Annotated in this window: 15 protein-coding genes and 1 tRNA gene; 13 read left to right on the top strand and 3 right to left on the bottom strand. The window is 69.2% G+C overall.

What is annotated here, in order from left to right:
• The first annotated feature begins 61 nt into the window (after positions 1-61).
• Both FHS97_RS10575 and cobA read left to right on the top strand, forming a co-directional pair.
• On the top strand, positions 62-2647 hold the full coding sequence (locus FHS97_RS10575; protein ID WP_184036973.1) for a nitrate reductase: 2586 nt from the start codon (positions 62-64) through the stop codon (positions 2645-2647).
• Positions 2637-3416 (top strand): uroporphyrinogen-III C-methyltransferase, encoded by a 780-nt coding sequence (gene cobA / locus FHS97_RS10570; RefSeq protein ID WP_184036971.1) that lies wholly within the window; start codon positions 2637-2639, stop codon positions 3414-3416. The genes FHS97_RS10575 and cobA overlap by 11 nt, the downstream gene beginning before the upstream one ends.
• Before the next feature lie 143 nt (positions 3417-3559).
• On the opposite strand, the gene FHS97_RS10565 is transcribed toward cobA, so the two are convergent.
• Positions 3560-6358 carry a TonB-dependent receptor gene (locus FHS97_RS10565; RefSeq protein WP_184036968.1) on the bottom strand — a complete coding sequence of 933 codons (2799 nt, stop codon included), beginning with the start codon at positions 6356-6358 and terminating at the stop codon, positions 3560-3562.
• Positions 6359-6530: 172 nt separating this feature from the next.
• Between FHS97_RS10565 and FHS97_RS10560 the strand changes: the two genes are divergently transcribed.
• Positions 6531-8090, top strand: a complete 1560-nt coding sequence (locus FHS97_RS10560; RefSeq protein WP_246346591.1) for a tryptophan halogenase family protein — start codon at positions 6531-6533, stop codon at positions 8088-8090.
• Positions 8087-8794 (top strand): SapC family protein, encoded by a 708-nt coding sequence (locus tag FHS97_RS10555; protein ID WP_184036960.1) that lies wholly within the window; start codon positions 8087-8089, stop codon positions 8792-8794. Before FHS97_RS10560 ends, FHS97_RS10555 begins: the two co-directional genes overlap by 4 nt.
• Positions 8795-8975: 181 nt before the next feature.
• Here the strand turns inward: FHS97_RS10555 and FHS97_RS10550 are convergent.
• Positions 8976-9050 (bottom strand) — tRNA-Thr (locus FHS97_RS10550).
• Positions 9051-9138: 88 nt separating this feature from the next.
• On the opposite strand from FHS97_RS10550, the gene FHS97_RS17635 reads away from it, so the two are divergent.
• Entirely contained in the window at positions 9139-9273 is a 135-nt protein-coding gene (locus FHS97_RS17635) for a hypothetical protein (RefSeq protein WP_281391718.1), read from the top strand.
• Positions 9274-9283: 10 nt separating this feature from the next.
• Here FHS97_RS17635 and FHS97_RS10545 read toward each other — a convergent pair whose 3' ends face one another.
• On the bottom strand, positions 9284-11083 hold the full coding sequence (locus FHS97_RS10545; protein ID WP_184036956.1) for an aminopeptidase P family protein: 1800 nt from the start codon (positions 11081-11083) through the stop codon (positions 9284-9286).
• Positions 11084-11708: 625 nt separating this feature from the next.
• Between FHS97_RS10545 and FHS97_RS10540 the strand changes: the two genes are divergently transcribed.
• From FHS97_RS10540 to FHS97_RS10505, 8 genes are all read left to right on the top strand, one after another.
• Complete coding sequence (locus FHS97_RS10540) at positions 11709-12278, top strand: HNH endonuclease (RefSeq protein WP_184036953.1); 570 nt, start codon at positions 11709-11711, stop codon at positions 12276-12278.
• A 16-nt stretch (positions 12279-12294) separates the two neighbouring features.
• Positions 12295-12723 carry an EF-hand domain-containing protein gene (locus FHS97_RS10535; RefSeq protein ID WP_184036950.1) on the top strand — a complete coding sequence of 143 codons (429 nt, stop codon included), beginning with the start codon at positions 12295-12297 and terminating at the stop codon, positions 12721-12723.
• Positions 12724-12809: 86 nt separating this feature from the next.
• Entirely contained in the window at positions 12810-15482 is a 2673-nt protein-coding gene (gene ppc / locus FHS97_RS10530) for a phosphoenolpyruvate carboxylase (RefSeq protein WP_184036947.1), read from the top strand.
• A 17-nt stretch (positions 15483-15499) separates the two neighbouring features.
• Positions 15500-15715 (top strand): hypothetical protein, encoded by a 216-nt coding sequence (locus FHS97_RS10525; RefSeq protein ID WP_221233250.1) that lies wholly within the window; start codon positions 15500-15502, stop codon positions 15713-15715.
• A gap of 166 nt (positions 15716-15881) precedes the next feature.
• Positions 15882-16844, top strand: a complete 963-nt coding sequence (locus FHS97_RS10520) for a glycoside hydrolase family 43 protein (protein WP_184037265.1) — start codon at positions 15882-15884, stop codon at positions 16842-16844.
• A gap of 118 nt (positions 16845-16962) precedes the next feature.
• The gene (locus FHS97_RS10515) at positions 16963-17133 is read left to right on the top strand and encodes a hypothetical protein (protein ID WP_184036944.1); all 171 of its coding nucleotides are present in this window, start codon (positions 16963-16965) and stop codon (positions 17131-17133) included.
• Positions 17130-17390, top strand: coding sequence for a hypothetical protein (locus tag FHS97_RS10510; protein ID WP_184036941.1), 261 nt, complete (start codon positions 17130-17132; stop codon positions 17388-17390). The genes FHS97_RS10515 and FHS97_RS10510 overlap by 4 nt, the downstream gene beginning before the upstream one ends.
• A gap of 34 nt (positions 17391-17424) precedes the next feature.
• Positions 17425-17976, top strand: coding sequence for a hypothetical protein (locus tag FHS97_RS10505; protein WP_184036938.1), 552 nt, complete (start codon positions 17425-17427; stop codon positions 17974-17976).
• Positions 17977-18256: the final 280 nt, after the last annotated feature.

Below are 18256 nucleotides of genomic sequence, written 5' to 3'. Positions count from 1 at the left end.
CCCCTCCCTGCGAGGCACCTGCCCCTCACCCAAACCCTCTCCCCACGGGGGAGAGGGCTAGATGGCGATCAAGACCACCTGCGCCTATTGCGGCGTCGGCTGCGGCATCCTCGCCACCCGGACGGGCGAGCGCAGCGTCCACATCCAGGGCGACCCCGATCACCCCGCCAACCATGGCCGGCTCTGCTCGAAGGGCACGCATCTCGGCGAGACGGTCGGGCTCGACGGGCGGCTGCTCCACCCGATGATCGGACAGCGGCGCGCGTCGTGGGACAAGGCGCTCGATCTGGTCGCGAAACGCTTCCGCGACACGGTCACGCAATATGGCCCGGACAGCGTCGCCTTCTACGTCTCGGGGCAATTGCTGACCGAGGATTATTACGTCGCGAACAAGCTGATGAAGGGCTTCATCGGCAGCGCGAACATCGACACCAATTCGCGGCTGTGCATGTCGAGCGCGGTGGCCGGGCACATGCGCGCGTTTGGCGAGGACGTGGTGCCCGCCAGCTATGCCGACCTCGACGCCGCCGACTTGATCGTGCTGGTCGGGTCGAACACCGCCTGGTGCCATCCGATCGTCTATCAGCGCATCCGCGCGCGTTGCGCGGCGGGCGCGACGCTGGTGGTGATCGACCCGCGTCGCACCGAAACCGCCGAGGAAGCCGACCTGCATCTCGCGATCCGGCCGGGCAGCGACGTCGCGCTGATGAACGGCGCGCTGGCTTGGTGTCGCGAGGCCGGGGCAATCGACGAGCGCTACCTCGCCAATCATGTCGCGGTGCCGGACGTTTTCTGGAAGGCGCTGGGCGACGGGCATGACCTGTGGTCGGTGGCGCGCACCTGCGACCTGCCCGCGGGCGAGCTGCGGCGCTTCTACGAGCTGCTCGCCGCCACGCCGCGCACGGTGACGATGTTCAGCCAGGGGGTGAACCAGTCGCTGGCCGGCACCGATCAGGTCAATGCCATCCTCAACCTCCACCTCGCGACCGGGCGGATCGGCAGGCCCGGCGCCGCGCCCTTCTCGATCACCGGCCAGCCCAACGCGATGGGCGGGCGCGAGGTCGGCGGGCTGGCGACGACGCTGGCGGCGCACCGCGACTTTGCGCCAGAAAACCGCGCAGTCGTGCAACGCTTCTGGGCGTCGCCGACGATCGCGCGCAAGCCGGGGCTGAAGGCGGTCGACCTGTTCCGCGCGCTCGGCGAGGGGCGGATCAAGGCGCTGTGGGTGATGGCGACCAACCCCGCGGTGTCGATGCCTGACGCCGGCCGCGTGCGCGAGGCGCTCGCCGCCTGTCCGTTCGTGGTGGTGTCGGACGTGATCGCGGACACCGATACGGGCGCTTTCGCGCATGTCCGCCTGCCCGCGGCGGCATGGGGCGAGAAGGACGGCACCGTCACCAATTCGGAACGGACGGTCAGCCGGCAGCGCGCGCTGTTCCCGCTCCCCGGCGAGGCGCGACCCGATTGGTGGATCGTGTCGCAGGTCGGGCGGCGGATGGGGTGGAAGTCGGCCTTCGCCTATGACCGCCCTGCCGACATCTGGCGCGAGCATGTGCGGCTGTCGCGCTACGGCGACGATGGCGGGCGCGTGTTCACGCTCCCGACCACAGGCGGCGGCAATGCCGGCTACGACGATCTCGCGCCGTTCCGCTGGGGTGGAACGCCGTTCGCCGACGGCCGCTTTGCGACCCCTGACGGGCGCGCGCGGTTGGTGGCGGTCGTCCAGAAACCGCTCGCCGCGCCGCTGACGAACTGGCCGTTGACGCTCAACACCGGGCGCTATCGCGATCACTGGCATAGTATGACGCGCACCGGGCTCGCACCACGACTGGCGCGGCACCGCGCCGAGCCGCTGGTCGAGGTCCACCCCGACGATGCCGCGCGCTTTGGCATCGCCGACGGTGGGCTGGCGCGCGTCGCGACCCCGCAGGGCGAGAGCGTCTATCGGGCGAGTATCGTCGCCACGCAGCGCGCGGGCGAGCTGTTCGTGCCGATCCACTGGACCGATCGCACGTCGACCGGCGGGCGAACCGGGCTGCTCCCGCGCCCACTCGCCGATCCGCATTCGGGGCAGCCGGGGTTCAAGGCGACCCCCGCCGCGATTGCGCCGGTGGCGACGCGCTGGCGCGGCTTCGCGCTGTTCGCGGGCGAGCCGGCGCGGCGGCCCGACGTGCTGTGGGCGACACGCGTCGCCGTCCCGGCGGGGACGCTGTGGGAACTGGCCGACGATCGCGCGCCCGATGGGCTCGATGCGTTGCTGCCGTCCGGCGAGCGGGTCGAGGCGGTCGATCCGGCGCGCGGCACCCGGCGCGTCGCGGTGCTGGCCAAGGGGCGGTTGGTCGCCGCGCTGTTCATTACCGAGAGCGGCGAGCTGCCGGCGCGCGACTGGCTGATAGAGCAATTGTCCGCATCATCGGCCGCCCCGACCGTGCTCGCGGGCCGCGCGCCGGGCGTCGCGGTCGAGCGCGGCGCGATCGTCTGCGCCTGTTTCGATCTCGGCATGCGGACGATCGTCGCGGCGATCCGCGAGCGGCGGCTGACCGATGTCGCCGCGGTCGGCGCCGCGATCGGCGCCGGCACCAATTGCGGCTCGTGCCGCCCCGCGCTTGCGCGGCTGATCGCCGAGGAGAAGACCGATGCCGCATGACGACTTCCCGCCCGCCAGCGTGTGGCTGGTCGGCGCCGGGCCGGGCGACCCCGAACTGCTGACGCGCAAGGCGGCGCGGCTGATCGCGGCGGCGGACATGATCTTCTACGACGCACTGGTCGGGCCCGCGGTGCTCGACATCGCCGCGCCGGACGCGGAGCGCATCAGCGTCGGCAAGCGCTCGGGCCGCCACTCGAAGGATCAGGCGACGATCGACGCGCTGATCGTCGCGGCGGCGCTGTCCGGACAGCGCGTGGTGCGATTGAAGGGTGGCGATCCCGCGATCTTCGGCCGCACCGCCGAAGAGGTCGCCGCGTGCCGTGCGGCAGGCGTGACGGTCCGGATCTGCCCGGGGATCACCGCGGCGAGCGCGGCCGCCGCAGCGGCGGGCACCGCGCTGACGCTGCGCGGCGAAGCGCGACGGTTGACCTTTGTCACCGCCCATGCGCGCGCCGGCGAAAAGCTCGTTCTCGACTGGGCGGCATTGGCAGCGGAGCAGGGGACGCTGGCGGTCTATATGGGTCGCGCCGCCGCGACGACAGTGGCACAGGGGCTGATCGCGGCGGGGCGCCGCGCCGACACGCCGGTGGCGGTGGTGGTCAACGCCTCGCTTCCCAGCGAGCGGATCATCCGCGGCAAATTGTCGTCGCTGGCGTTTCTGGTCGAGACAATCGGCGAGCGCGACCCGACCATGTTGCTGGTCGGCGAGGCGGTGCGGGCACCGGCGCGCGTCGCGGCGCGGCGTGGGGTCGAAGAGGTGGCGTCGTGAATGGCGCGCGGCGCGCGCTGGCGACGCCGGCGTGCGGCTGGCCGCGCTTTCTGGCCTATGCGGCGCTGTGTTGCGCTGCGTGCCTGCCGGGCATGTACATGCTGTAAAAACGGGCGGCGGGGTGACCCGCCGCCCGGAGAGGATCAGAACGAGAAGCGGACGCCCGCGTCGTAGCGGGGGCCGAAGTTCTGGTAGGTCAACAGCTGGTTGTCGAAGCGGCCGGTGGTGAAATACTTGGCGTTGAACAGGTTGGTGCCCTCGACGAACACCTGCACCGCCGGGGTGACGTTGACCGCGACGCTGCCGTCGAACTGGCCGTAATCGCGCACGAAGATCGGCTCGTTGCCCGACCCGCCCGCCAGCTGGCGCAGGAAGCGTTCGCGGCGGTTGTAGGCGATGCGCGCCGAGATGCCGTACTTTTCGTAGAAGACGGTGCCGTTCTGCGAATTGCCGATCCCTTCCGCCGCGAACGACTGGCCGATCTGGTTGACGTCGAAGTCGCGATTGGTGCTGACGAAGGTGGCGTTGGCCTGCACGCCGAAGCCGCTCAAAACGCCCGGCAACCAGTCGAGCGTATGCACCAGGTTCAGTTCGAGACCCTTGATCTCCAGCGACTGCGCGTTGCGCGGACGCCGCACGCTGAATTCGCCGAAGAACTGCCCACCGACCTGCGTGATCAGGCCACCGGCCGGCAACCGCACGCCCTGCGCATTGCCCGCGTTGAGGATCGGGAGCCGTTCGATCCCGAAGCTCTGGACGATGAAGTCGCTGATCTTCTTATAGAAGACCGCGGCGGACAACGTCGTCGTGCGGGTCGGATACCATTCGACCGACAGATCGGCGTTGTTGGCGCGATACGGCTTCAGCTCGGTATTACCGCCGTTGGCGCTCAGCGTCGCCGGGCGGAGCGTGTCGGTGTTGAAGGTCGGCGCCAGATCGCCGATCGCCGGACGCGTCAGCGTCTGATAGGCCGCCACGCGCGCCTGCAGCTTCGGTGTCAGGTTCAGGCGGACGTTCGCATTGGGCAGGAAGTTGCTGTACGACGACTGACGCGACACCGCCAGGCCGGACGTGCTGTCGAACACCCCGACATAGATCGTCGGATCGGTCGGCGGATTGCCGCCGGTCGGCGTCAGGTCGACCAGCTGCCGCTGCTGCCCGAACGAGCTCAGTTCGGTATATTCGTAGCGCGCGCCGACGTTGACGAACAATGGCATGCTGCCGATGGTCGACTCGAAATCGACGTCGGCATAGCTCGCATAGACCGTCTCCTTGACGCGTGCCGATGGCTGCGGGGTCACCGCATAGCCGTTGGCGCGCGCATAACGCGCCGCGGTCGTCCCGGGCGCCAGCTTCTGCGCGGAGTCGAGCGCCGAGGTGGCGGCCGCACTGGTCAGGAAGTTGAGATAAGCGCGCGGATCGAACGTCAGGAAGGTCAGCGGCACCGACCCGCTCTTCGCGCCGAGCGAGTTCATCGTGAACGACGACAGCAGCGACGGGTCGGCCAGCGTCGGATACCCGCAATAGATACAGCCGACGTCATCCGCCGAGGTGATCGGCACGTTGTTCTTGTCACGCGTGGTGCGCGCAAGCCCGAAGCGGAGCGCCTTGACGATCCCGCCTTCCGGCTTGAACTCGTTGTTCCAGCGGTATTCCGTCACCTTCTCGGTGATGTCGTTGCCGTTGACGCCCGCGATGTGCGTGCGGCCCAGCGCCGGGTTGGTCAGCACGCCCGCGCCGTAGCCGGAGGTCGAGCCGATCCCGCCGTTCTCGGCCTGCTGGAAGCTGTAGGTCGACGGCGAACCGATCACCGCGAAATACGACTTGCCTCCGCCGGCGTTCTTGGCGCGCGACCAGGTGGCGTCCAGCGTCATCTTGAACTGGTCGCTCGGCTTCCACTCGACATTGCCGCCTGCCTCCCACGTCGTCGTCTCGCGCACCGCGCCCGACGAGATGAAGTCGGCATTGCCGTTGGTGGTCAGCGAAGTGATCGTGCGGTTCGAGTCGATCGCCGCCGCCGTATAGCTCGACGGCTCGAACCAGCTGCCCAGCGCGCGGGTCGTCGAGTCGCTCTTGAACTTGTTGTACAGCCCGTCGACCGTGAAGGTCAGCGTGTCGCTGGCCTCATATTGCGCGACCAGCGTCGCACCCAGCCGGGTGCGGGCGTCGCGGGCGTTGCCCACGTCCTGGTTGCGCGGCGCGTAGACGTTGGTGAACAGCGGCGCGCTGGTCGGCCCGACGGTCGTGTTGGGCAGATAACCGCCGTTGCTGACCGAATCGACCGACGCGATGCGCTTCTGGTACGAGATCGAGCCGAGCAGGCCGAGCCGGCCGTCGGCGAACGTGTCGCTCAACAGGCCGAAGAGCTGCGGGGTGAACTTCTCGCTGTTCTTCTCGTACAGCGCCTTGGCGGTGAAGATCCCCTTGAAGCCCTGCAGGTCGAGTGGGCGCGGAGTCTGGATGTTGATCGTCGCGCCGATCCCGCCGCTCTGCAACGGCGCCTGCGCGCTCTTGTAGACCTGCGCACCGCTGATGAGCTCGGCCGGGATCAGGTCGAACGAGAACGAGCGGTTGAAATTGTCCGAGGCGAAGCTGCGGCCGTTGAACAGCACGGTGTTGAATTGCGGACCGAGGCCGCGGACGGTGACCGACTGGCCTTCGCCGTTGTTGCGGTCGATCGCGACGCCCGGAATGCGCTGCAGCGATTCGGCGACGTTGGCGTCGGGGAACTTGCCGAGGTCTTCGGACGAAATCGCGTCGAGGATGCCCGAGGAGTCACGCTTCTGCGCGGCCGCCGAGGCGATGCTGGCGCGGATGCCGGTGACCACGATGTCGTCGGCGGCGGGATCGCTCGAGGCCGCAATGCCGGTGCCCTGCGGCGGTACGCTCTCCTGCGCGAGCGCCGGCGTCGCGACGATCAACGCGCCGATAGCGCAGCCCATCCCCGCCGTGATATGCCGCAAACCGCGAACATGCCGGTATCGAGACGTCATCCTTTTCCTCCCAAATCACCCCGCCTTGAATCTGCGGGTTCGTAGCAACGTCTAGTAATATTATCAGACATCGGCAATATAGATGTTAAACGATTACGCACTTGGCGGGCGGGAGAGGGATTTGCGCAACACTGCCGATGATCCGGAGCGTGCGATCAGCCAGATCGTGGTGGTCGGCGGTGGCTCCGCGGGCTGGATCGCCGCGTGCCGGCTGGCCGCGGCGGCGCGGCGCAGCGGCAGCGACGTCGCCGTCACGCTCGTGGAGTCGGCGAAGGTGCCGACCGTCGGGGTCGGCGAGGGCACCTGGCCGACGATGCGCAACACGCTCGCCAAGATCGGTCTGTCCGAGACGGAGTTCGTGCGCGGCTGCGATGCGGCCTTCAAGCAGGGCGCGCGCTTCGTCGGCTGGGCGGACGGCGCGCCCGGCGACAGCTATTATCACCCGCTGAACCCGCCGGCCGGCGCGCCGGAGGTCGATCTCGCGCCCTATTGGCAGCGCCGGCCGGGCGGGGCGGACTTCGCCGAATGGGTCGATTACCAGGCGACGTTGTGCGACGCCGGACTGGCGCCGAAGGCGATCACCATGCCCGAATATGCGGGCCAGGCGAATTACGCCTACCATCTCGATGCGGGCAAGTTCGCGCGGCTGCTTCATGACCATGCCGTCACGACGCTGGGCGTCACGCATGTCGTTGGCGACATCGCCCGCGCCGAGATGGCCGACAACGGCGATATTGCGAGCGTGGTGCTGGCGGATGGGCGATTGATCGCGGGCGACCTGTTCGTCGACTGCTCGGGTTTCGCCGCCTTGCTGATCGGCGGCGTCTATGACGTACCGTTCCGGTCCTGTCGCGACGTGATGTTTGCCGATCGCGCGGTGGCGATGCAGGTGCCCTATGACGATCCCGACGATCCCGTCACCTGCCACACCGTCGCCACCGCGCAGACCGCGGGCTGGATCTGGGACATCGGGCTGTGGACGCGCCGCGGGATCGGCCATGTCTACAGCAGCGCGCACCAGAGCGACGAGGCGGCGGAGGCAACGCTGCGCCGGTATATCGGCCCGGCCGCGGAGAAGCTGTCGGCGCGGGTGCTGCGCATCGACGCCGGGCATCGCGCGCGCTTCTGGCAGAACAATTGCGTCGCGGTCGGGCTGTCGGCGGGGTTCGTCGAACCGCTCGAGGCGTCGGCGCTGATGCTGATCGAGGCGTCGATGGATGCGATCGCCGATCGCCTGCCGCGGACGCGGGGCGCGGTCGACACCGCTGCGCGCCAGTTCAATGCCGCCTTCACGCACCATTGGGCGCGGATCATCGAATTCCTGAAGCTGCATTATGCGATCACCCGGCGCACCGACAGCGCCTTCTGGCGCGACCATGCCGATCCGGCGACCTGGCCCGACGGGCTTGCGGAGCGCCTCGCCCTATGGCGCGACCATCCGCCCGCCGCGGTCGACTTCGATCATGCGCGCGAGGTGTTCGGCTGGCCCAGCTATCAATATGTGCTGCACGGCATGAACTATCCGACCCGCTATCCGCGTCCCGACGCGACCCCCGACGCCGCGCTCGCGCAGCGATGGATCGCGCGCAACGAGCGGGTGCGCGCCGAAGCGATGCAGCGGCTGCCGAAGCACCGCGATCTGCTGCGCGCGGTGCGCGAACATGGAATGCAGACGGTATGACGCGGCTGCGTGCGCTCGATCCGGCGCGGCACGGCGCGTTGCGCCTCGACCGGGCGCGTGGCGCGGCGGGACGGCGGCTGGTGCCGGTCGGGCGCGGCGAGATCGCACCGCTGGTCGCCGACATGCCGCTGTTGTTTGCCAAGGACGCGCAGACCGGGCGGTTCGAGCCGGTCGCGCTGCTCGGGCTGGTGGAGCCGGTCAATCTCTTCGTCTCGCCAGCGGGTTATCACGCCACAAGCCAGCCGGGCGCGGCGGGGCTGACCGCGCTACGGCTCGACGCAGGAGGCGTTGACGGGCTGGCGGTCGACGAAGCCGATCCGTCGTTGGGCACGACGGGCGAACCGCTGTTCGTCGACGGGCGCGCCGGTCACTGGCGTGCGGCACTGGACGCGGCGCTGTCCGACGTGACCGCCGGGCGCGCGTTGGCGGACGGCTATGCGCGGCGTGGGCTGCTCCGGCGACTTTCGGTGGTGCTCTCGATGGACGACGGGCAGGAGCAGGTGCTCGACGGGCTTTATGGTGTCGCCGAGGAGGCGCTCGCCGCATTGCCGGACGCGGACGTGGTGGCGATGCACCGCGCCGACGAACTCGCCCCGGCGGCGGTGCTGACCGCGTCGCTGGCGCAGGTCGAGCGACTGCGGCAATTGCATAACGCACGGTTTCCACAGCAGATCGCCGCGATCCGGCTGGCGATCGGCGACTGATCTGGCAGGCGTCAGAGGTCTGATCCTCGCGGTGCGCAGCCGGGCCGCGCCCTCTTCAAGGCGGAGGATGAATCGCTGGCGGCGAGCCTCCGCGCCCGCGCCGCATCGCCTGCGCCGACCCGCCAAGGGCAGCCCCATTCGAGGTCCGCTTCCGCCAAGCGGCGGTTATGTCAGGAGAGAATGGTGCTGCCGGTGAGGATTGAACTCACGACCTCAGCCTTACCAAGGATGCGCTCTACCACTGAGCTACGGCAGCACTTCCCACGTCGTCCGCAGGAGCGGGCCTAAGAGCCGAGACGCGCGGCGTTGTCAAGCGCGTTCGGTGGCGGTAGCGGATATTTCCGATGAGCGACCAGGACGAACGCGCCGCGCGGCTGGCCGCGCAACTCAGGGCCAATCTGCGGCGCCGCAAGGAGCAGGCGCGGGGGCAGGCCGAGCCGCTTCCGGATGCGAACGGCGGCGAAAAAGACCGGCCCTGAGCGCGTCGGGTCACGCCGGAAGCGGTGAACAGCGAGATTCGAGCCACGTGCGATCGGCTTCGTCGAGCAACGGGGCCAGTTCGCGCGCGACAATAGCATGGTATTCGTCGACCCAGTGTCGCTCCGACGCCGATAATAGCGCCGTGTCGATCAGGTCGGGATCGAGTGGTGCCAGAGTGAGCGTCTCGAACGCCAGCATCTCCGCCTCGCCGCCCGCGATCGTGCGCGGCACGACCAGCAGCAGGTTCTCGATGCGGATGCCATAGGCGCCGGCCTTGTAATAGCCGGGCTCGTTGGAGAGGATCATGCCGGGGCGCAGCGGCTCGGACGGGCCGGCGCCGGGGTAGCCGGGCTTGGCGATCCGCGCCGGGCCTTCGTGGACCGACAGGAAGCTGCCGACGCCGTGCCCGGTGCCGTGCGCATAGTCGAGCCCCGCCTGCCACAACGCACCGCGCGCGAGCGCGTCGAGCTGCGCGCCGGTGGTGCCGTGCGGGAAGACCGCGGTGGCCAGCGCGATATGCCCCTTGAGCACGCGCGTGTAGCGGTCGCGCATCTCCGGCGTCGGCGCGCCGATCGGGACGACGCGGGTCAGGTCGGTGGTGCCGTCGTCATACTGGCCGCCGGAGTCGATCAGGTAGAGCTGGCCTCGCTCGATCGCGCGGTTCGACTCCTCCGTGACGCGATAGTGCGGGAGCGCGCCGTTCGGGCCGGTGGCGCTGATCGTGTCGAACGACAGGTCGCGCAGCAAGCCGGTCTGTTCGCGGAAGCGGAGCAGTTGCGCGGCGGCGGACAGCTCGGTCTGTCCGCCGCGCGGCGCGGCGTCGGCGATCCAGCGCAGGAAGCGCGTCACCGCCGCACTGTCGCGCAGCGAGGCGGCGCGGTGGCCGGCGATCTCGACCGGGTTCTTGCACGCGCGCGGCACCACGGTCGGGTCGCGCCGCGCCAGCGTCGTGCCGCCGCCGGCCTCGACCGCGTCGAAGATCGCCGCGACGGTGAGCGCCGGATCGATCGCGACCGTCTTGCCGGCGAATTGCGCGAGGGCGTCGGCAAACGCCGTGCGGTCATGAAGCCGTACCGCATTGCCGAGATGCTCGCGCACCGCCCCGCCGAGTTTCTCAGGAGCGACGAACAGGTCGGCGGTGCCGTCGGCATGAACGATCGCGTAGGAAAGCGCGACCGGGGTATGCTCGACATCGCTGCCGCGGACGTTGAACAGCCACGCGATCGAGTCGAGCGCGGCGACGACGAACGCATCGGCGCGCTCCTCCCCCAGCCAGTCGGCGACCGCGGCGCGCTTGGTCGCGGAGGCGACGCCGGCCAGCGCCTCGGGCTGGACGATCAGCGGCGCGGGCGAGGGGACGGGGCGGTCGTGCCAGATCGCGTCGACCGGGTTGGCGGCCACCGCGACGAGCGTCACGTCCTTGCGCGCCAGCGCCGTCCGCCATTCCTCGATCGTGCCGCGCGGGTGCAGCCACGGGTCGTAGCCGATCCGCGCGCCGGCGGGGGCGTGACCGGCGAGCCAGCCGGCGACGCTGTCCTCCGGCACGCCGACATAGTCCCAGTCGGCGGCGTCGACCTGTTCGCGGACCTGGATCGTGTAGCGTCCGTCGGTGAAGATCGCGGCGTGCTCCGCCAGCACCGCCGCGCAGCCCGCCGAGCCCGCGAAGCCGGTCAGCCACGCGAGGCGCTGCGCGTAGCTGCCGACATATTCGCTCATATGTTCGTCGGTCAGCGGGACGATGAAGCCGTCGAGGGCGACGGTGGCGAGCTGCGCGCGCAGCGCGGCAAGGCGGTCGGCGTGGGTCGTCATGATTGGACGAGTGCCATAGCCGTGGGGCGTAGTCACGCGTGCGTCTGCTTTCGTCTTTGCCGCGCAGGCGCTTGCGGAGACGGGAACGGCGGAGGTTGAGCATCCGTCGCCCCTGCGAAGGCAGGGGCCCATGTCTGCGTCGTGCATCGGGCGGTTTGACACAGGTGCGTCGGGTCTCGTGTCAGATCCTTCGCGAGACGCCACAGCCATGGCCCCCTGCCTTCGCAGGGGCGACGGCTTTCTGTGGCAGTCGGGGAGCAAGCGGGGCTCCGGCCCGCGACGGGGGCGCGGGGTCGGCTTCCCGTCGGCGGTGAGCGGGACTTCGCAGCGGTCTTGCGAGGACGGGGATGAAGCAGGTTGAGCATCCGTCGTCCCTGCGAAGGCAGGGGCCTATGTCTCCGTCGTGCGGCGGGGCCGCTTGACACAGGCGCGTCGGGCTTTGTGTCCGAGCCTTTGCGGTACGGCACAGCCATGGACCCCTGCCTTCGCAGGGACGACGGTGAGCTACCGAAAACGCCTCCATCGCCTGACTCTTGAAGCGCGCCGCGCGTGCTGTCATCATGGCGTCACGCCGGGGCGCGAAAGCACGCGGCACGACCAAGCGAGGTAAGGGGGACGTTCTGACGTGTTCCATCCCGACCTGATGCGGCACCCGGACTCCTGTCCGACCCTGGTGCTCAATGCCGATTACACGCCGCTGTCTTACTATCCGCTCAGCATCTGGCCGTGGCAGACTGCGGTAAAGGCGGTATTTCTCGAGCGCGTCGACATCGTCGCGCATTACGAACGCGAGGTGCGCAGCCCCAATCTGACGATGCGGCTGCCGTCGGTGATCGCGCTGCGGCAATTCGTGAAGCCGTCGCAATTTCCGGCGTTCACGCGCTTCAACCTGTTCCTGCGCGATACTTTCGCCTGCCAATATTGCGGCAGCCACGTCCGCGACCTGACCTTCGATCACGTCGTGCCGCGCGCGCAGGGCGGGCGGACGACATGGGAGAATGTCGTCACCGCCTGCGCGCCGTGCAACCTGAAGAAAGGCGGGCGGACCCCGAAGCAGGCGGGAATGCCGCTGCCGATCGAGCCGATCCGCCCGACGAGCTGGCAGTTGCAGGAACATGGCCGTCGCTTTCCGCCGAATTATCTGCATGAGACGTGGCACGACTGGCTATACTGGGACGTAGAGCTGGACGCTTGAGGGAGTTTCGACCGACATGCGGGTGATGGTGGTGGTTGCAGGCGCGCTGGCGCTTGCCGCGTGTTCGCGATCGAAGGAGCCCAGCCCCGAGGAACAGGCGGCGCTCTCCAACTACGTGCCGCCGTTCGTAATGTCGCGGCTCGATTTCGGTGGCGTGGTGGAGCGGCGCTTCCGCCGCTATGACGTCAACAACGACGACAAGCTGACCCGCAACGAAGTGTCGCAGCGGCTGCTGCCGCGGTTCGACGAGATCGATCGCAACAAGGACGGTGCGATCTCGAACGAGGAATGGAGCGCGTGGATGATGGCGCGGTTCGACGCGCAGGACATCAACCACGACGGCACCGTGACCAGCGACGAGCGCGAACGCGCGCGCGAGATGAAGGAAGTCGATCTGCCGACCCCGGCCGAAGAACCCGCCAACGCGACGGCCGCGCACAACTAGCCGAGCGCAACTAAATGTCATCAAACGCGGTGTCCGGGCAGCAATCAGACGTTGACCCGGCCTGTGCGGCAGCGCAGCAAGGCCGCATGAGCACGCTGCCCCCGATCACGAACAATCCCGATGTCCGCTTTCTCGGCCGTGTGCTGGGCGATGTGATCCGCGCCTATGGCGGGGAGAAATTGTACGAGCGGACCGAGGCGATCCGCTCCGCCTCGGTCGAGCGGCATCGCGGCAACCAGCAGGCGTCCGCCGATGCCGAGCTGGGCGCGCTCGATCTCGACGAGACGCTCGATTTCGTGCGTGGCTTCATGCTGTTTTCGATGCTCGCCAATCTCGCCGAGGACCGGCAGGGGATCGCGGCGGAGGAGGGCGCGGACGTCGCGGCGGCGCTCGCGCGGCTGAAGGACGCCGGGGTTGGCGTGGATCGCGTCCGCTCCCTGCTCGAACAGGCGCTGGTCGCGCCGGTGCTGACCGCACACCCGACCGAGGTGCGGCGCAAGAGCATGATCGACCACCGCAACCGTATCGCGCAACTGATGGCGCTGCGCGATCGCGGGGTGGAGACGACGCCGGACGGCGACCAGGTCGACGAGGCGATCGTGCGGCAGGTGGCGCTGCTGTGGCAGACGCGCGTGCTGCGGCGCGAGCGGCTGTACGTGGTCGACGAGGTCGAAACCGCGCTGAGCTATCTGCGCGACGTGTTCCTGCCGGTGCTGCCCGCGCTCTACCAGCGCTGGGACCGCGCGCTGGGCGGGCGGGTGCCGTCGTTCCTGCGCCCCGGAAGCTGGATCGGCGGCGACCGCGACGGCAATCCATTCGTCACCGCCGACTCGCTGCGCACTGCGCTGGCCAAGGCGGCGCAGGCGGTGCTCGGCTTCTACCTCGAACAGCTTCATGCGATGGGCGCGGAGCTGTCGATCTCGGCGCATCATGCGACGGTTGATGCGGGCGTGCAGGCGCTGGCCGATGCGAGCGGCGATGCGTCGGAGACGCGCAGCGACGAGCCGTACCGGCGCGCGCTGTCGGGGATCTATGCGCGGACGGCAGCGACCTATGCGAAGCTGACCGGGCACGCGGCGCCGCGGCCGGGGCCGTTGAAGGGCGAGCCTTATCCCGATCCAAAGGCGCTGCGCGCCGATCTGATCGCGATCGCCAAGCCGCTGTCGGCGGGGGGCGACGGGCTGCTGGGCAGCGGCGGGGCAATCGGGCGGCTGATCCGCGCGGTCGACGTGTTCGGCTTCCACCTCGCGACGCTCGACCTGCGCCAGAACAGCGCGGTGCACGAGCGGGTCGTCGCGGAGATGCTCAAGGTCGCGGGGGTGTGCGACGATTATGCCGCGCTCGACGAGGATGCGCGGGTCATGCTGCTGCGGCAGGAGCTGGCGACGCCGCGCCCGCTGACGACGCGCTTCGCCGATTATTCGGAGGAGACCGCGGGCGAGCTGGCGATCGTGCAGGCCGCAGCGGATGCGCATGCCACCTACGGCGCGGCGGCGATCCGGCAATATATCGTGTCGATGACCAAGTCGGTGTCCGATTTGCTCGAAGTGCATCTGCTGCTGAAAGAAGTCGGGCTGTATCGGCCGGGGCCGCCGGCCAGTGCGGCGATCATGGCGGTGCCGCTGTTCGAGACGATCGAGGATCTCGAGGCCGCGCCGGCGATCATGAGCGAATGGTTCGCGATCCCCGAGGTGCGCGCGATCGCGACGGCGCGCGGGCACCAGGAAGTGATGATCGGCTATTCGGACAGCAACAAGGACGGCGGCTATCTGACCTCGACGTGGCAATTGTCGAAGGCGTCGACCGCGTTGAAGCCGGTGTTCGACAAGGTCGGTGTCGGGATGCAGCTGTTCCACGGGCGCGGCGGCGCGGTCGGGCGTGGCGGCGGGAGCAGCTTTGCGGCGATCCGCGCGCAGCCGCCGGGGACGGTACAGGGGCGTATACGCATCACCGAACAGGGCGAGGTGATCGCGGGCAAGTACGGCACGCGTGAGAGTGCGGCGACCAATCTGGAGGCGATGGCGTCGGCGACGCTGATCGCGAGCCTCGAGCCCGAGGCGCTGTCGAACGGCAACAACGCGACCTTCGCGGGCGCGATGGACCGGCTGTCGGGCGAGGCGTTTCGCGCCTATCGCGGGCTGGTCTACGAGACCGAGGGGTTCCGCACCTTCTTCCGCCAGATGACGCCGATCGCCGAGATTGCGGGGCTCAAGATCGGCAGCCGGCCGGCGAGCCGCAAACAGTCCGACGCGATCGAGGATCTGCGTGCGATCCCGTGGGTGTTCAGCTGGGCGCAGGCGCGGGTGATGCTGCCGGGCTGGTATGGCGTCGGGCAGGCGATCGCGGGGTTCGAGGATCGCGCGTTGCTGCGCGACATGGCGCAGGGCTGGCCGCTGTTCGCCGCGACGCTGGCGAACATGGAGATGGTGCTCGCCAAGTCCGACATGGGGCTGGCGGAGCGTTATGCCGGGCTGGTCGAGGACAAGGGGCTGCGCGACCATGTCTTCGGGCGGATCCGTGATGGCTGGCAGCAGACGCATGACGGGTTGCTCGACGTGACCGGGCAGGCGCATCTGCTGGAGAAGCATCCGGCGCTGGATGCGTCGATCCGGCTGCGGCTGCCCTATATCGAACCGCTCAACCTGTTGCAGATCGAGCTGATGAAGCGCCACCGTGCCGGCGAGGAGGACGGGCGCGTGCGGCAGGGCATCCTGCTGTCGATCAACGCGATCGCGACCGCGTTGCGCAATTCGGGGTAAGCGATCGACTGGCACGCGTGGTGGGTGTTCGCGGGTGCCTCGGTGGTGATGGCGATCATCCCGGGGCCGGGGGTCGCGAGCATCATCGGCTTCGCGTCAGTTCGGGGCGGCGCACCGCGCGCGCCTCGGTCGCGGGGATGGCAGTCGGCAACATGATCGCGACGACCGTCTCCCTGGCGGGCGCGGTGCTGCGCGCGGGCGTTGCAATGGCGGCGATGCGCGCGCCGCGTTAAGCTCCGGGCTCGTTCGTCATTGCGAGCGTAGCGAAGCAATCCAGGGCGTCATGGTGCGGCTGTGGATGGCTTCGCTGCGCTTGCAATGACGAGGATGATGCGGTGATTGCCATTCCGCCCCCACCGTGCGATATATAATCTTATTATTATGAGAGCGGGGGTGTCGATGCTGCTGAACCGTCGTGCGATGATTGGTGCCCTCGCAAGCGCGCCGTTCGCCACACCCGCGCTGGCGGCAAACAGCGACGATCCGTTGCTGTTCACCTATTTCGGCACCGGCAAGGATGAAGCGACCGGCCTGCGGTTTGCGACCAGCGATGACGGGCTGACGTTCCGCACCCTCGGCGGCGGGGCGAGCTATCTGCGTCCCGAGGTCGGCGAAGCGAAGCTGATGCGCGATCCGTTCCTGTTCCGCGACGCCGCCGACGACGCGCTGTGGCATCTGGCGTGGACGACCGCGTGGGAGGGGGTGACGATCGGCCACGCCACCAGCCGCGACCTGCGCCGCTGGTCGCCGCAGGTCGCGCTGCCGGTGATGGCGTCGGTGGCGGGCACGCGCAATTGCTGGGCGCCCGAGGCGATCTGGGACGCGACGGCACGGCATTATGTCGTGTTCTGGTCGAGCACGGTGACGGGGCGCTTTCCGGAAACCGAAGGCACGTCGGAGACCGGCTACAACCATCGCCTCTGGTATGTGAAGACGCGCGACTTCGCTTCGTTCAGCGCGCCGCAGGTGCTGTACGATCCCGGCTTCAGCGTGATCGACGGCACGTTCGCGCAGGGGCCGGGCGGCGCGCTGCACCTCATCGTCAAGGACGAGACGCTGCATCCGCCGCGCAAGCACCTGCGCAGCGTCGCGGCGGCGGCGCCGACCGGGCCGTTCGGGCCGCTGTCCGCACCGTTCACCACGTCATGGGTCGAGGGGCCGATGACCGCGACGGTGCGCGGCGAGACGCTGTGTTACTGGGACGTCTATCTGGAAGGCCGCTGGGGCGCGGCGACGACGCGCGACTTCGTGACGTGGCGGGACGTGAGTGCGGCATTGTCGATGCCGAAGGGCGCGCGGCACGGATCGCTGGCGCGCGTCCCGCGGCGGTTGATCGAGGGTCTGGCGGAAGGACCGGCCTGATCGCCGATTAGGTTAAGCGGTCGATCCGTGTTAAGCTCCTTTATCGTCGGTAGATCGCCCACAAGCGCCGACGGCTGAGAGACGCCCGCGCTCCCGCTTGTCACACGGGAGCCCGCGCATGGACCTCAACTACCTTTTCCACCGGCATCAGGTGTCGATGATGATGGCCGCCGCCGCACGCGGCAGCGAGGCGCGCATGGCGCATGTCCAGCTCGCCGGCCGCTATGCCCGGCAGATCGCCAGCGCGCAGGCCGGGATGGGCGCCGACCGGACGTTCGTCGCCGCATGAGCGACGAACAGCCGCGCGCGACGCGCACCTTCCGCGCCGCGCGGGTCCGCTACGATCCCGATCGCGCCGAGCGGCAGAGCAAGGTGACGCGGCTAGCGATCGAGCGGCTGGGGGCGTCGGCGGCGCTCCCGTTCCTCAACGCCGACCATGAAGGGCTGGGCGCGACGCCGTTGCACCTTGCGGGCGACAGCGTCGAGGCGTGCGCGCGAGTCGAGGCGCTGATCCGGGCGATGGGTTCCGACGCGGAGGTGGCGTGACGCCGCGCGGGCGGCGCGACGGGGCGCGGCGCGCATGGCGGTGAGCGCCCCGGCGCGCGACCAGGCCGCAGTGACGCTGGCGCGCGCGACCGCGTTCCTGCGCACCCAGATCGGCCAGCCATGGCTCGACCAATGCTGGGGCGAGGACGACCGGCTGGTGCGCTCGCGCGTGATCGGCAACTGGATCGGCGAGCTGGACCGGCTGCTGCACGTCTTGCTCGACGCGGCGGCGGATCATGCCGGGCAACCGGTGCGGGCACGCCAGCGCAACACCGGCAGCAAGCTGGTGACCTTCTGCGCCGAGGCGTCGTGGGGTGTCGAGCGGCTCGACGGCATGGCGCGGGCACGTGCGACCTTCCGCTATACGCAAGGGGCGGCGCGCCGTGCCGATGTGCGGGGCGGCAGCCATATGACGGTCGGCTGGTCAGGGCCGGGCGGCACGCTGCGCCGGTTTACGCTGGGCGAGCGGATACACTTGGGCAGTGAGGCGTTGATGGAGGTCTGCGACCTGTACGACGAACTGGCGGCGCAGGTCGTGCGCGTGCCGCCCGTGCAAGCCAAGGGGGTCGGTCATCAAGGAATATGAACGCTTCGAAGCGATCGCCGCGCAACACCGCCGCGATGCGCAGGAAACCACGCTGGATAACGTTCGCGAACGCTGCCAGCGATCCGAGGACGCGTGGCTGAAGATGGCGGCGCAGTCGCGACGCACCGAGCAGCGCCGCGTGGAGCGCGAGGCGAAGGTGGAGCTGGTCGCGGTTGGTTGAGGGAAGGCGATCGGGGGCAACCGGTTTGTCATTGCGCGTGTAGCGAAGCAATCCAGGGCCGGATCACGACGCCCTGGATTGCTTCGCTACGCTCGCAAT

The sequence above is a fragment of the Sphingomonas endophytica genome, from assembly GCF_014199415.1.
Lineage (GTDB): Bacteria > Pseudomonadota > Alphaproteobacteria > Sphingomonadales > Sphingomonadaceae > Sphingomonas > Sphingomonas endophytica.
This window is presented reverse-complemented; position numbering and strand designations above follow the sequence as displayed.